The organism is Streptomyces sp. CCM_MD2014 (assembly GCF_000772045.1).
In the GTDB taxonomy this organism is placed as follows: Bacteria; Actinomycetota; Actinomycetes; order Streptomycetales; family Streptomycetaceae; genus Streptomyces; species Streptomyces salinarius.
Genome location: NZ_CP009754.1, coordinates 2,793,028 through 2,807,131 on the forward strand (window position 1 = coordinate 2,793,028; position 14,104 = coordinate 2,807,131).

Sequence of the window (14,104 nt, forward strand, 5' to 3'; positions counted from 1 at the left end):
GCTCATTCCCAGCGGAACCAGCGCGAGGCCGCCGCCGTGAGCAGCACCGTCCAGCCCACCAGCACCGCCAGGCGGGACCAGCCCGGCCAGTCGCCCGCCGCCGCCTCGTTGAGGGCCTGGGCGGCGGCGCCGAAGGGGGTCCAGCCCACGATCCGGCCCAGCAGGTCCGGCATGGCCTGCACCGGCAGCCATACGCCCGCGCAGAACATCGCCGGGAACAGCGCGGCCGACCCTACGGCACCGGCGATCTTGGTGGTGCGGGACAGTGCGGAGAGCACGGCGCCCAGGGACAGTGCGGCGAGCACGGCCAGCAGCAGCGCCAGGAGATAGCCGAAGGGCTGCTCGGGCAGCGCGACGTCGAAGGCGAGCCGGCCGACGGCGAGCGCGAGCAGTGCGGAGACCAGGGCGGCGGCGCCGCACACCACCATCTGCGCGGACAGCAGCGCCGCCGGACGCACCGGCGTGACGGCCATCCGCCGCAGGATGCCGCGCTCCCGGTAGCCGGTGAGGACCTGCGGCATGCCCTGCAGCCCGCCGACGGTCAGGCCGAGCAGCACGGCCACCGGCACGTAGGCGTCGACCGGGCGCAGCCCGCCGAAGGAGGCGTCGGCCTCGCGGAAGGACGGGATGGAGCCGAGGATCGCCAGCAGCAGCGTCGGGAAGACCAGCATCCAGAACAGGGCGCCCGGTTCGCGCCGGAACAGCCGCAGTTCGGTCCGCAGTACGGCGGTGTCGAAGACGTCGGTGGTCGTGCCGGCCCTCATGCGGAGGCCTCCGTGAGGTCGAGGAAGGCGTCGTCCAGCGTGGTGTCGGTGACCCGGAGCTGGTGGGCGGTGACGCGGGTGCGGGCGAGCAGGGTGATGACGGCGTTGACCGTCTCGTCGGTGCCGGACAGGGTGACGCGGCCGTCCTTGAACCCGGCGGAGGCGAGTCCGGGCAGCGCCCGCAGGTCGGCCTCGTCCAGCGGCGCGGACGGGGTGAAGCTGATGACGGTGGCGCCCGCCGAGCGCCGGATCAGTCCGGCCGGGGTGTCGAGGGCGGCCACCCGGCCCCGGTCGATCACCGCGATCCGGTCGCACAGGCGCTGGGCCTCCTCCATGAAGTGCGTGACCAGCAGGACGGTGACGCCGCCCGCGCGGATGTCCTCGATCAGCTCCCAGGTCTCCCGGCGGGCGCGCGGGTCGAGGCCGGTCGTCAGCTCGTCGAGGACGACCACACGGGGGTCGCCCACCAGGGCCAGCGCGATGAACAGGCGCTGCTTCTGACCGCCGGAGAGCTTGCCGAAGCGGGTGTTCAGCATCGGGACGAGGCCGAGCCGCTCGGCGAGCGGGCGCCAGTCGGCCGGTTGCGGGTGGAAGGCGGCGTACAGCTCAAGGGCCTCGCGGACGGTGAGCTTGGCCTGGAGTTCGCTCTGCTGGAGCTGGGCGCCGAGGACCTCGGCGACCCGCCGGTGGTCGGCGACGGGGTCGAGCCCGGTGACCCGGACCCGGCCGGCGTCGGGGACGCGCAGCCCCTCGACGCACTCGACGGTGGTGGTCTTGCCGGCCCCGTTGGGGCCGAGGACGCCGAAGATCTCGCCCTCCTCGACGGCGAAGGACACACCGTCGACGACGGGACGGCCCCCGTAGGACTTGCGCAGGTCGGTGACTTCGATGACGGGCATGGCACCAGCGTCCCGGCAGCCGGGCGCCCGGCACATCGGCCGACGCGCTCGAAGGCGCATCAGCCGATCGGTCGATGCGCCGGTACGACCCCGCGGGGCTCCCGTACGACCCCGGCGAGGCTTCCGTACGACCCCGGACGGGCGCGAAAACTCGGTGGGCAGTGTCAGTGGCGAACCGTAGGCTCGCTGCTGATGCCCACGAAACCTGCCCCCGCCACGGATCTCGCCCCGGACGCCGCCGAGAAGCGTTCCACCGTACATGCCCTGCTGCGGCTGTGGCCCTATGTGCGCCCCGTCCGCGCGCGCTTGGGCACGGCCGCGGTGATAGCGATCCTCGCCTCCTGCGTCGGGCTGGTGATCCCGCTCGTCCTGAAGTGGATGGTGGACGGGCCGGTCGCCGACGGCGACCCGGCGGGCGTGTGGCTCGGGGCGCTGTACCTGCTGCTCCTCGGAGTGGCGGAGGCGCTGCTGTTCGGGCTGCGCCGGTGGCTGGTGGCCCGGCCGCTGGCGGGGGTCGAGGCGGGGATGCGCGCGGACCTGTACCGGCATCTGCAGCGGCTGCCGGTGGCCTTCCACGACCGCTGGGCGTCGGGGCAGTTGCTGTCGCGCGGGACGACGGATCTGATGCTGCTCCGCATGTTCCTCGCCTTCCCTCTCACGTTCCTGCTGGTCAACGGCGTCACGATCCTGGTCGGCATCGGCATCATGCTGGTGCAGGACTGGACGCTGGGGCTGGTCATCCTCGGGCCCGCCATCCCGGTGATGATCATGTGCGGGATCTTCGAGAAGAAGTACTCCGCGGTGGCGCGGCGCGCGCAGGACCAGGTCGGGGACCTGACGACCGTGGTCGAGGAGAGCGTCCTCGGCATCCGGATCATCAAGGGCTTCGGACGGCACCGCAGCCAGGCCCGTGCCTTCCACGAGCTGTCGCACACGCTGCGGGGCACGGAGCTGCGCAAGGCGCGGCTGCTGGCGGCCATCTGGGCGGTCATCGTGACGCTGCCCGAGGTGGCGATCGGGGCGGCGCTGGTGGTGGGCGCGGTGCAGGTGGCCGACGGGACGCTGTCGGCGGGGACGCTGGTGGCGTTCTTGTCGACGGCGCTGGCGCTGCGGTGGCCGGTGGAGTCCATCGGCTTCCTCCTGGCGATGAGCCAGGAGGCGGCGACGGCCACGGACCGGTACTTCGAGGTGATGGACGCGGAGGTTGAATCGCAGGGTCGTGCCGGTGACCCGGCGCCGGCGCGAGGCGGCGGGGAGCGCGGCCCGGCGGAGCGGGGTGCCTCCCAGGCCGTTCAGGCACTGGGGAAGGCACGACTGCCCGCGGCGGCGGAGGCCGACGGCCTCCGGTTCGAGCACGTCCTGTTCCGCTATCCCGACGCCGCCCCCGACTCCCCGCCCCTGCTGACGGACGTCAATCTGCACATCCGCTCCGGGGAGTCCATGGCCCTCGTCGGTGCCACCGGCAGCGGCAAGACGACGCTGACCGCGCTGGTCCCGCGTCTGCACGAGGTGACCGAGGGACGGATCACGCTGGACGGCGAGGACATCACCGCCCTGTCCCGCGAGGAGCTGCGCTCGATGGTCGCCGTGGCCTTCGAGGAGCCCACCCTCTTCTCGGCCACCGTCGGTGAGAACGTGCTGATGGGCGCGGGTGAGGGCGCCGGCGGCGAGGAGCTGGACCGCGCGCTCGCCGTCGCGCAGGCCGACTTCGCGCACGCGCTTCCCGAGGGCACCGGTACCCAGGTCGGCGAGCAGGGCCTGAGCCTCTCCGGCGGCCAGCGTCAGCGCCTCGCGCTCGCGCGGGCGGTGGTCGGCAGGCCGAGGTTCCTCGTCCTGGACGACCCGCTGTCCGCGCTGGACGTGCACACGGAGGCCGCCGTGGAGGCCGCCCTGCGCCACGTCCTCGCGGACACCACCGCGCTGATCGTGGCCCACCGCCCCTCCACCGTCCTGCTCGCCGACCGCGTCGCCCTGCTCTCCGAGGGCCGGATCACCGCCGTCGGCACCCATCACGAACTGCTGCGCACCAGCCCCGAGTACGCCCATCTGATGTCCGGGCTCGACGGGCACGACGATCCCGAGGGCTCCCAGGAAGGGGACGGCCGATGAGCGCGCCCACGGCCACCGCGCCGAAGAGGGACCAGCCGGAGGACCCCGGGCACGGCGACCCGGACGAGACCGGCACCGGCACCCGCGCCGCCGACGGCGACTCGTTCGACCGGGACGTCCTGCCCAGCCCGCCGGGCGCGACCGGTGCCCTGCTGCGCTCGCTGCTGGCGCCGATGAAGGCACGCGTCGCCCTCACCGGCCTCCTCCTGCTGCTCCAGCAGGCGGCCGTGCAGGCGGGGCCGCTGCTGGTGGCGTACGCCATCGACCGCGCCGTGCCGGCCCTGCGGGACGACCACCACGGCCCGCTGATCGCGGTGGGCGCCGGCTACCTGCTGTGCTCGCTCGCGGCGGGCTCGCTCCAGTACGCCTTCATCGCCGCCGCGGCCCGGGTCAACCAGGACGCGTTGCTGGACCTGCGCGGGCGGATCTTCCGGCACGCGCAGGCCCTGAGCGTCGACTTCCACGAGCGCTACACCTCGGGCCGCCTCATCTCCCGCTCCACCACCGACGTGGAGGCCCTGCGCGAGCTGCTCGACGAGGGCCTTCAGGAGCTGGTGACGGTCATCCTGTCCTTCGTCTACATCGCCGCGCTGCTGCTCTGGCTCGACCTGGGCCTGGGCGCCGTCGCGGTGGCGTCGTTCGTGCCGCTGTACGGGCTGGTGCGGCTCTATCAGCGCCGCGCGGGACGGGTGTACCGGCAGCGGTCCACGGCGATCGCGGCGGTGATCGTGAAGTTCGTGGAGACCATGAACGGGATCCGGCCGGTGCGCGCCTTCCGCCGGGAGGCCGCCAACGACGCCGACTTCGCGGTCCTGAACCACCGCCACGAGCGGACCAACGGCGACGCGCTGCTGGAGATGGCCCGTTACGTCGTCGGTTCCCGCCTGGTCGCCAACACGGCCGTCGCGGGGATCGTGCTGTGGGGGGCCTACCGGGTCGCCGACGGCACGCTGGCGCTCGGTGTGCTGGCGGCGGCGGTGCTGTACCTGCGCCGGCTGTACGACCCGATCGACCGGCTCGGCATGTTCCTGAACTCCTACCAGTCGGCGGCGGCCTCGCTGGAGAAGATCGCCGGGCTGCTGGCCCAGACGCCGTCGGTGCCCGAGCCGGCCGCGCCGAAGGAGCTGCCGCCGCTGAGGTCGGAGCACCCCGGCCGCGAGGTCGTCTTCGAGTCGGTGAGCTTCGGCTACCGCACCGGCGGCGAGGTGCTGCCGCGCTTCGAGCTGACGCTCCCGGCCGGGCAGACGGTCGCCGTTGTCGGCTCGACCGGCGCGGGCAAGTCGACGCTGGCCAAGCTGCTGGCCCGGTTCTACGACCCCTCCGCCGGGCGGGTCCTGCTGGACGGCACCGACCTGCGCGACCTGGCCGTGCCGGAGCTGCGGCGCGGGGTGGTGATGGTGACGCAGGAGGCGTTCCTGTTCTCCGGCACGGTCGCCGACAACATCGCCATCGGCCGTCCCGAGGCGACGCGGGAGGAGATCGAGCGGGCCGCGAAGGCGATCGGCGCCCACGACTTCATCGCCGCGCTGCCCGACGGCTACGACACCGACGTGCGCAAGCGGGGCGGCCGTATCTCCGCCGGCCAGCGGCAGCTCGTGGCGTTCGCGCGGGCGCTGCTCGCGGACCCGGCGGTGCTGATCCTGGACGAGGCGACCAGCTCGCTGGACATCCCCGGGGAGCGGGCGGTGCAGCGGGCGATGGCGACGGTGCTGAAGGGCCGTACGGCGGTCGTGATCGCGCACCGGCTGTCCACCGTGGAGATCGCCGACCGGGTACTGGTGATGGAGCACGGCCGGATCGTCGAGGACGGTGCCCCGGACGAACTCATCGCCGGTACGGGCCGGTTCGCGGACCTGCACCGGGCCTGGCGGGACAGCCTGGCGTGAGCATCGACGCGTACGCGGACCCGGGTACGCCGGACCGCCGGGGCGGCTGGCGGTACCTGGCGTGGCTGGTGCGGCGGCAGTGGCCGCGCTGCCTGGCGGGGGCGGTGCTGGCCAGCGTCTGGATGGTGCTGCTGGCGGCGACCCCGTACCTCATGGCCCGAGCCGTCGACCAGGGCCTGGAGCCCGGCGACCTGGGCGCGCTGGCGGGCTGGACGGGTGCCATGGTCGCCGTCGGCGGGGTCAACGCCTGGCTGGGCATGATGCGGCACCGCACGATGACGAAGGTGCGGATGGACGCCAACTTCCGCACCGTCAAGGTGGTCGTCGCCCACGCGACCCGGCTCGGGGCGGCCCTGCGCGCCCAGGTGGGCACGGGCGAGGTCGTCACCATCGGGGTGGGCGACGTCCAGACCATCAGCGGGTCCCTGACGGCGGTGGGGCCGGGCGTCGGGGCGGTCGTCGCCTACGCGACGGTCGGCGGACTGATGCTGTCGGTGTCGACCCGGCTCGCCCTGGTGGTGCTGCTCGGCGTGCCGCTGCTCGCGGTGGCCCTCGGCCCGCTGATGAGCCGTCTGCAGGGCAGGGAGACCGAGTACCGGGAGCGGCAGTCCGTCCTGACCGCGCGGATCGGCGACCTGGCGGGCGGGCTGCGGGTCCTGAACGGACTGGGCGGCAAGGGCCTGGTCGCGGACGCCTTCCGCCGGGACTCGGGCCGGCTGCGCGGGCAGGGCTACCGGGTCGGCGCGGTGACCAGCTGGATCCAGGCCCTCGGTATGGGGCTGCCGATGCTGTTCCTGGCCCTGGTGACCTGGATGGGCGCGCGGCTGGCCGCCCAGGGGCACATCAGCGTGGGCGAACTGGTGTCGGTGTACGGCTATGTCGTCGCGCTGGGCTGGCCGGTGGCGTTCATCATCGAGATGGGCCACCAGCTCAGCCGCGGCGTGGTGGCCGCCCGCCGCGTCGTCGCCTTCCTCCGCCTGGAACCGGCCCCGGACGAAGGCACCCGGGACGCCCCCGCGGAACCCTCGGTGCTCCACGACCCGGCCTCGGGCGTCCGCGTCCTCCCCGGCCGCCTCACCGCCCTGGCCACGTCCCGCCCGTCCGACGCCGCCGAGATCCTGGACCGCCTGGGCCGCTACACCCCGTCGGACGCGACCTGGGGAGACATCCCGCTGGCCGACATCCCCCTCCCCCAGATCCGCTCCCGCATCCTGGTCGCCGACCCGGAGGCCGACCTCTTCGCAGGCCCCCTCAGCACTGTGGTCGGCGCTCAGGAGATGCCGAGCAGGGGCGCGGGCAGTGTCGATCTGCGGCTCCGCCGCGTGGGCGCGACAAGTCACAACGCACCCGCAGACGCGGAACCACCGCCCGGGGCGGGCGAGCCGGCGAGTCTCACCGCAGCCCTCCACGCGGCCGCGGCCGAGGACATCGTCCGCGCCCTCCCGGACGGCCTGCAAACCCACGTCGCGGCCCAGGCCCGCGACCTGTCCGGCGGACAACGCCAACGCATCCGCCTCGCCCGCGCCCTCCTGACCGACCCCGAAGTCCTCCTCGCCGCGGAACCCACCTCCGCACTGGACGCCCACACGGAAGCCACCGTGGCCGACCGCCTCAAGCAGGCCCGCCAGGGCCGCACCACCGTCCTCGCCGCCACCTCACCGCTGCTCCTCGACCGCGCGGACGTCGTGCACCACCTGGTCGACGGCAAGGTCGCGGCCACCGGCACGCACCGGGAACTGTTGGAGACCGAACCCGGCTACCGCGCCCTGGTCGCGCGGGACGACGAGGGCGCCGCGGACACCGAGGGCGCCGAAGAAGGGGCACCGGCCCGATGACACAGCTGCCGGTCGCCGACCGCACCGACGTCCGCCGCGCCGCAGTCGGCCTCGTGCGCGCCGACCGGAGGTCCTTCGCCGTCGTCCTGGGCCTCAACGCGCTGGCCGCGCTGGCCGGTCTCGCGGGGCCGTGGCTGCTGGGCCGGATCGTCGACGAGGTGCGCGCCGGGGGCGGGGTGGACGCGGTGGACCGGATGGCCGTCGCCATTCTCATCTGCTCGCTGGCCCAGTTGCTGCTGGCCCGCTGGGCGCGCTACGTGGGGTACCGGTTCGGGGAGCGGACGCTCGCCCGGGTGCGCGAGCGGTACGTGGACCGGACGCTGGCGCTGCCCGCGTCGGTGGTGGAGCGGGCGGGGACCGGGGACCTGACGACGCGCGGCACCGCCGACGTGACCGCCGTCGGGACGACGTTGCGCGACGCGGGCCCGGAGCTGCTGGTCAACGCGGTGCAGGCGCTGTTCCTCACCGCCGCGGTCTTCGTCCTCGACCCGCTGCTCGGTCTGGTCGGGGTGCTGGGGCTGACGCCGGCCTGGCTCGCCCTGCGCTGGTACCTGCGCCGGGCGCGGGCGGCCTATCTCGCCGAGGGCGCGGCCAACTCGGACGTCGCGGAGAGTCTGGCGGCCACGGTGTCGGGGGCCCGCACCGTCGAGGCGTTCGGGCTGGCCGGGCGGAGGGTCAGGGCGAACCGCGAGGCGCTGGAGGTCTCGCGGCGCGCCCGGTTCCGCACGCTGTTCCTGCGCAGCGTGTTCTTCCCGGCGGTGGACGTCTCCTACGTCCTTCCCGTGGCGGGTGTGCTGCTGCTCGGCGGGGTGCTGCGGGCGCACGGGTCGGTGAGCCTCGGCGCGGTGGTGTCCTGCGCCGTGTACCTCCAGCAGCTGGCCGGGCCGCTGGACGAGGTGCTGATGCGGGTCGAGCAACTGCAGGCCGGTGCCGCCTCCTTCGCCCGGGTCGAGGGGCTGGCGGGGGCGCCGCGCGCGGGGGCTGACGAGTCGGCGGTCCCGGCGGACGACCGTATCGACGTGTCCGGCGTGCGGTACGCCTACGAGCGGGGCGGAGAGGTGCTGCGCGGGGTGGACCTGACGGTGCGGCCGGGCGAGCGGCTGGCGGTGGTCGGTCCTTCGGGGGCCGGGAAGACCACGCTGAGCCGGCTTCTCGCGGGCGTCGACGCGCCGACGGAGGGATCGGTGACGGTGGGCGGGGTGCCGGTGGTCGCCCTGGGTCCGGAGCGGCTGCGCCGGCAGGTGGTGCTGGTCACCCAGGAGCACCATGTGTTCCTGGGCACCGTCCGGGACAATCTGCTCATCGCCGAGCCCGCCGCCACGGACGAGGAGTTGTGGGCGGCGCTCGCCGTGGTGGGCGCCGAGGAGTGGGTGCGGGAGCTGCCCGGGGGCCTCGACGCCGAGCTGGGGGCGAAGGAGGGCGCGCACTCCACGGACGGTTCGCAGGCCCAGCGGCTCGCCCTGGCCCGGGTGGTGCTGGCCGACCCGCACACGCTGATCCTGGACGAGGCGACCGCCCTGCTGGACCCGACGACGGCCCGCCACACGGAGCAGGCGCTGGCCGCCGTGCTGAAGGGCCGTACGGTCGTCGCCATCGCACACCGCCTGCACACCGCGCACGACGCCGACCGGGTGGCGGTGATGGAGGGCGGCCTGGTGACCGAACTGGGCACGCACGACGAACTGGTGGCGGCGGGCGGGGCGTACGCGGCCCTGTGGGGTTCCTGGCACGGGGAGCCGTCCGCCGGGTACTGACCGGCCGGACAGTAACCGGCCCCGGACGGCAACGATTCCGTTTATCGAACGTGAACGCCCGGTCAACGAACCATTTCCAGCCAACTTAGTGACGCGCTCCTGACAAGTAGCGCCTTCTCCTGCCACTCTTCCGTCGGCCCCTTCACAGTGCCCCCACAGCTTCCCCACGAGCGCTGTGCCGAGGCCAGCTCCTAGCACCAGGTTTCTGCGTACCGCACAGTTCCGCCCGGCCGGCCACCCGCCGACCGGTCTCCCCTGGCCGCGTGACCCGCGGCCACGCAGAAGGAGTCAGTGTTGAGCAGCAGTACTCCCCACAGACGCACCTCCCACACCACCTCCCGCCGCGCCACGCACCGGCGTGCCGCGGCGGTCGCGCTGGCCGGTGTCGCCGCGCTGATCGCCACGGCGGTCCAGTCCGGCACCGCCACCGCGGCCCCGGACCCGTCGCCCGCGAAGGGCAGCGAGCTGGTCAGGCTCAGCCCGGCCCAGCGCGCCGAGCTGATCCGCGACGCCAACGCCACCAAGGCGAAGACGGCCGACGAACTGGGCCTGGGCGCCAAGGAGAAGCTGGTCGTCCGGGACGTGGCCAAGGACCGCGACGGCACCCTGCACACCCGCTACGAGCGCACCTACGACGGCCTGCCGGTCCTCGGCGGCGACCTCGTGGTGACCAGTGACGCGGGCAAGACCGAGCAGGTCGTCAAGGCCACGGCGAAGGCGATCAAGCCGGCCTCCGTGACGCCGAAGATCTCCGCCGCGAAGGCCGAGTCGCAGGCGGTGTCCGCCGCGAAGGCCGCCGGCGCCGAGCAGCCGGACGCCGACCGCGCCCCGCGCAAGGTGATCTGGGCGGGCAGCGGCACTCCGGTCCTGGCGTACGAGACGGTCGTGGGCGGCCTCCAGGAGGACGGCACCCCGAACGAACTGCACGTCATCACCGACGCCGCCACCGGCGCCAAGCTGTACGAGTACCAGGGCATCGAGAACGGCACCGGCCACACCACGTACAGCGGCACCGTGACGCTCGGCACCGCGCAGTCCGGGTCGTCGTACACGCTGACCGACACCGCGCGCGGCAACCACAAGACGTACAACCTGGGCGGCCGGACCTCGGGCACCGGTTCGCTGTTCACCAACTCCGACGACGTGTGGGGCAACGGCACCTCCTCCGACCCGGAGACCGCCGGCGCCGACGCCCACTACGGGGCCGCGCTGACCTGGGACTACTACAAGAACGTGCACGGCCGCTCGGGCATCCGCGGCGACGGTGTGGCGGCGTACAGCCGGGTCCACTACGGCAACGCCTACGTCAACGCGTTCTGGTCGGACAGCTGCTTCTGCATGACCTACGGCGACGGGATCAACAACTCCAACCCGCTCACCGCCATCGACGTGGCCGGGCACGAGATGACCCACGGCGTCACGTCCAACACCGCGGGACTCAACTACAGCGGCGAGTCCGGCGGTCTGAACGAGGCCACGTCCGACATCTTCGGCACGTCGGTCGAGTTCTACGCCAACAACTCCTCGGACGTCGGTGACTACCTCATCGGCGAGGAGATCGACATCAACGGCGACGGCACCCCGCTGCGCTACATGGACAAGCCCAGCAAGGACGGCGCGTCCTACGACAACTGGTTCTCGGGCATCGGCAACTCCGACGTGCACTACTCGTCGGGCCCGGCCAACCACTTCTTCTACCTGCTGAGCGAGGGCAGCGGCACCAAGACCATCAACGGTGTCACCTACAACTCGCCCACCTCGGACGGCCTCCCGGTCACCGGCATAGGCCGCGCCAAGGCCGAGAAGATCTGGTTCCGCGCGCTGACCACGAAGTTCACGTCGACCACCAACTACGCGGGCGCCCGCACCGGCACCCTCGCGGCGGCCGGTGAGCTGTACGGCACCGACAGCGCCGAGTACACCGCGGTGGCGAACGCGTGGGCGGGCATCAACGTCGGCTCGCGGCCCGGTGGCGGCGACCCCGACCCCGGGGACGGCAGCACCTTCGAGAACGACACGGACGTGAACATCCCCGACTACGGGTCGGCGGTCACCTCGTCCATCACGGTCACGGGCCGCTCCGGCAGGGCACCGAGCAACCTCCAGGTGGGCGTGGACATCGTGCACAGCTGGCGCGGTGACCTGCGGATCGACCTGGTCGCGCCCGACGGGTCGACGTACCGCCTCAAGAGCAGCGGCTACGACCCGGCGGAGGACGTGCACGAGACCTACACGGTCAACGCCTCCTCGGAGACGGCCAACGGCACCTGGAAGCTCCGCGTCCAGGACCAGGGCCCGGCGGACACCGGCTACATCGACGCCTGGCGGCTCACCTTCCCGTAGGCCGGCCGGCCCACGGGCACACCACCCCGAGCCAGGGCGCCGCTCCGGAGGTTCGACTCCTCCGGGGTGGCGCCCTCTTCATGTCCTTCACATTTCGCACGCACACAACCGGCCGACTATTTTCGGCCAACATCATCGGGCCCTCCTGACATGTACGCGCCTTCGGTGTCAGTCTTCCGTCACCCGCCGCACAACTTCGCAGCAACCGGCCGGACACCCCACGCCGACCGGATCCCCCCACCGAAGGAGCTTGTGTGTCTTCCCTCTTCGCGCGCCACAAGCGCACCACGCTGGCCCTCGCCACCGCGGTCGCAGCCGGAGCGATGCTCACCACCGGTCTGACCGCGGGCAGCGCCGCCGCCGACAGCACCGCGCCGTCGGCGCTCGCGGGCGCCCCGGTCCTCCTGTCGGACACCGCCCGCAGCGCGCTCATACGGGAGCAGCAGGCCGGCGCGGCCGACGCCGCCCGTCGGATGGGCCTCGGCGCCAAGGAGAAGCTGGTCGTCAAGGACGTGGTCAAGGACCGCGACGGCACCGTGCACACCCGCTACGAGCGCACCTACGACGGCCTGCCCGTCCTCGGCGGCGACCTCGTCGTGCACCAGTCGAAGTCCGGGGCCACCAGAGGCGTCACCAAGGCGACGAAGGCCGCCATCAAGGTCGCCACGGTCACGCCGAAGGTCAAGGCGGCCAGGGCCGAGCAGCAGGCGCTGTCCGCGGCCGAGGACGCCGGGTCGTCGAGGACCGCGGCCGACTCCGCGCCCCGCAAGGTGATCTGGGCCGCCGAGGGCAAGCCCGTCCTCGCCTACGAGACCGTGGTCGGCGGCCTCCAGGACGACGGCACCCCCAACGAACTGCACGTCATCACCGACGCCGCCACCGGCGCCAAGCTGTACGAGTACCAGGGCATCGAGACCGGCTCCGGCAAGAGCCTCTACTCGGGCACGGTCGAACTCGGCACCACCAAGTCCGGCTCGTCGTACCAGCTGTACGACACCGGGCGCGGCGGCCACAAGACGTACAACCTGGCCCGCAAGACCTCCGGCACCGGCACCCTGTTCACCGACGCCGACGACGCCTGGGGCACCGGCACCGCCTCCAGCGACCCCCAGGACCAGACCGCCGCCGTCGACGCCGCCTACGGCGCCCAGGTCACCTGGGACTTCTACAAGGAGAGCTTCGGCCGCAACGGCATCAAGAACGACGGCAAGGCGGCCTACTCCCGCGTCCACTACGGCAGCAACTACGTCAACGCCTTCTGGTCGGACAGCTGCTTCTGCATGACCTACGGCGACGGCTCGGGCAACACCAACCCGCTGACCTCGCTGGACGTGGCCGGGCACGAGATGAGCCACGGCGTCACCTCCAACACCGCGGGCCTCGAGTACAGCGGCGAGTCCGGCGGCCTCAACGAGGCGACCAGCGACATCTTCGGCACCGGCGTGGAGTACTTCGCGAACAGCTCCACCGACAAGGGCGACTACCTCATCGGCGAGGCCATCGACATCAACGGCGACGGCACCCCGCTGCGCTACATGGACAAGCCCAGCAAGGACGGCGCGTCCAAGGACTACTGGGACTCCGGTCTCGGCGGCGTGGACGTGCACTACTCGTCCGGTCCCGCGAACCACTTCTTCTTCCTGCTGGCCGAGGGCAGCGGGGCGCGGACGGTCGACGGGGTGGACTACGACTCGCCGACCCACGACGGCTCCACCGTCACCGGCATCGGCCGGGAGAAGGCCCTGCAGATCTGGTACAAGGCGCTGACCGAGTACATGACCTCGACGACCGACTACGCCGACGCCCGCGCGGCCACCCTGAGCGCGGCGTCCGACCTGTACGGCGCCGACAGCACCGAGTACAAGACGGTGGGCGCGGCCTGGACCTCGGTCAACGTGAACTGACCGTCCCGCCCGACACGGCCCGCGGCACCCGGAACCATCGGTTTCCGGGTGCCGCCCTACCCTTGGTCCCCATGTCCTTCACGTACGACGACGTCGGCGCCACCCGCGAGCAGGACCACTGCCCGCCCGGCTTCCGCCCCATGCACGTACGCACCCGCCTCGGGGAGGGCGAACCGGTGTTCCGGCGGGCCGCCGAGGCCCTGCTCACCTGGGAGATGCACCGGGAGATGGGCGTCGGCATCGAGGCGAGCGCGGAGCGCGCCGCGCCGGGCGTCGACGTCACCGTCACCCTCGCCGGCATGATCAAGGCACCCTGCCGGGTGGTGTGGACCCTGGAGGAGCGCCGCCGGGCGGGCTGGGCCTACGGCACGCTGCCCGGCCACCCGGAGTCCGGCGAGGAGGCCTTCGTGGTGGACCGCACGGGCGACGGCACGGTCTGGCTGACCGTGCACGCCTTCAGCCGCCCGGCCAAGTGGTACGCCAAGGCCGGCGGGCCTGCCGCCCGCGCCTTCCAGCACGCGTACGCCCGCCGCTGCGGCACCGTCCTCAGGCGGCTGAGCGGCGGCGACGAGGAGAACTGAGCCCTCCTCGTCGCCGTCCGCCGTCCCGC

General features: G+C 73.0%; 9 protein-coding genes. 7 read left to right on the forward strand and 2 right to left on the reverse strand.

Going from position 1 to position 14,104, the window contains the following annotated elements; all coding sequences use genetic code 11:
• Window positions 1-2: 2 nt before the first annotated feature.
• Both NI25_RS12035 and NI25_RS12040 read right to left on the reverse strand, forming a co-directional pair.
• On the reverse strand, window positions 3-764 hold the full coding sequence (locus NI25_RS12035) for an ABC transporter permease (RefSeq protein WP_061442451.1): 762 nt from the start codon (window positions 762-764) through the stop codon (window positions 3-5).
• On the reverse strand, window positions 761-1,663 hold the full coding sequence (locus tag NI25_RS12040; RefSeq protein WP_061442452.1) for an ABC transporter ATP-binding protein: 903 nt from the start codon (window positions 1,661-1,663) through the stop codon (window positions 761-763). Before NI25_RS12040 ends, NI25_RS12035 begins: the two co-directional genes overlap by 4 nt.
• 192 nt (window positions 1,664-1,855) lie before the next feature.
• Here NI25_RS12040 and NI25_RS12045 point away from each other — a divergent pair, with 192 nt between their 5' ends.
• From NI25_RS12045 to NI25_RS12075, 7 genes are all read left to right on the forward strand, one after another.
• Complete coding sequence (locus NI25_RS12045; RefSeq protein WP_061442453.1) at window positions 1,856-3,772, forward strand: ABC transporter ATP-binding protein; 1,917 nt, start codon at window positions 1,856-1,858, stop codon at window positions 3,770-3,772.
• Window positions 3,769-5,658 (forward strand): ABC transporter ATP-binding protein, encoded by a 1,890-nt coding sequence (locus NI25_RS12050; protein ID WP_061442454.1) that lies wholly within the window; start codon window positions 3,769-3,771, stop codon window positions 5,656-5,658. The genes NI25_RS12045 and NI25_RS12050 overlap by 4 nt, the downstream gene beginning before the upstream one ends.
• Window positions 5,655-7,493, forward strand: coding sequence for an ABC transporter transmembrane domain-containing protein (locus NI25_RS12055; RefSeq protein ID WP_061442455.1), 1,839 nt, complete (start codon window positions 5,655-5,657; stop codon window positions 7,491-7,493). The genes NI25_RS12050 and NI25_RS12055 overlap by 4 nt, the downstream gene beginning before the upstream one ends.
• The gene (locus tag NI25_RS12060; protein WP_061442456.1) at window positions 7,490-9,247 is read left to right on the forward strand and encodes an ABC transporter ATP-binding protein; all 1,758 of its coding nucleotides are present in this window, start codon (window positions 7,490-7,492) and stop codon (window positions 9,245-9,247) included. The genes NI25_RS12055 and NI25_RS12060 overlap by 4 nt, the downstream gene beginning before the upstream one ends.
• Window positions 9,248-9,541: 294 nt before the next feature.
• On the forward strand, window positions 9,542-11,590 hold the full coding sequence (locus NI25_RS12065; protein WP_061442457.1) for a M4 family metallopeptidase: 2,049 nt from the start codon (window positions 9,542-9,544) through the stop codon (window positions 11,588-11,590).
• A 254-nt stretch (window positions 11,591-11,844) separates the two neighbouring features.
• Window positions 11,845-13,494: a M4 family metallopeptidase gene (locus tag NI25_RS12070; protein ID WP_061442458.1), complete on the forward strand. Its 1,650-nt coding sequence runs from the start codon at window positions 11,845-11,847 to the stop codon at window positions 13,492-13,494.
• Between the two features lie 71 nt (window positions 13,495-13,565).
• Window positions 13,566-14,075: a DUF1990 family protein gene (locus NI25_RS12075; RefSeq protein WP_061442459.1), complete on the forward strand. Its 510-nt coding sequence runs from the start codon at window positions 13,566-13,568 to the stop codon at window positions 14,073-14,075.
• Window positions 14,076-14,104 lie beyond the last annotated feature (29 nt).

Coding starts and splice junctions, on each gene's coding strand:
- NI25_RS12035 (WP_061442451.1), bottom strand. CDS start 764: ATGAGGGCCGGCACGACCACCGACGTCTTCGACACCGCCGTACTGCGG.
- NI25_RS12040 (WP_061442452.1), bottom strand. CDS start 1,663: ATGCCCGTCATCGAAGTCACCGACCTGCGCAAGTCCTACGGGGGCCGT.
- NI25_RS12045 (WP_061442453.1), top strand. CDS start 1,856: ATGCCCACGAAACCTGCCCCCGCCACGGATCTCGCCCCGGACGCCGCC.
- NI25_RS12050 (WP_061442454.1), top strand. CDS start 3,769: ATGAGCGCGCCCACGGCCACCGCGCCGAAGAGGGACCAGCCGGAGGAC.
- NI25_RS12060 (WP_061442456.1), top strand. CDS start 7,490: ATGACACAGCTGCCGGTCGCCGACCGCACCGACGTCCGCCGCGCCGCA.
- NI25_RS12075 (WP_061442459.1), top strand. CDS start 13,566: ATGTCCTTCACGTACGACGACGTCGGCGCCACCCGCGAGCAGGACCAC.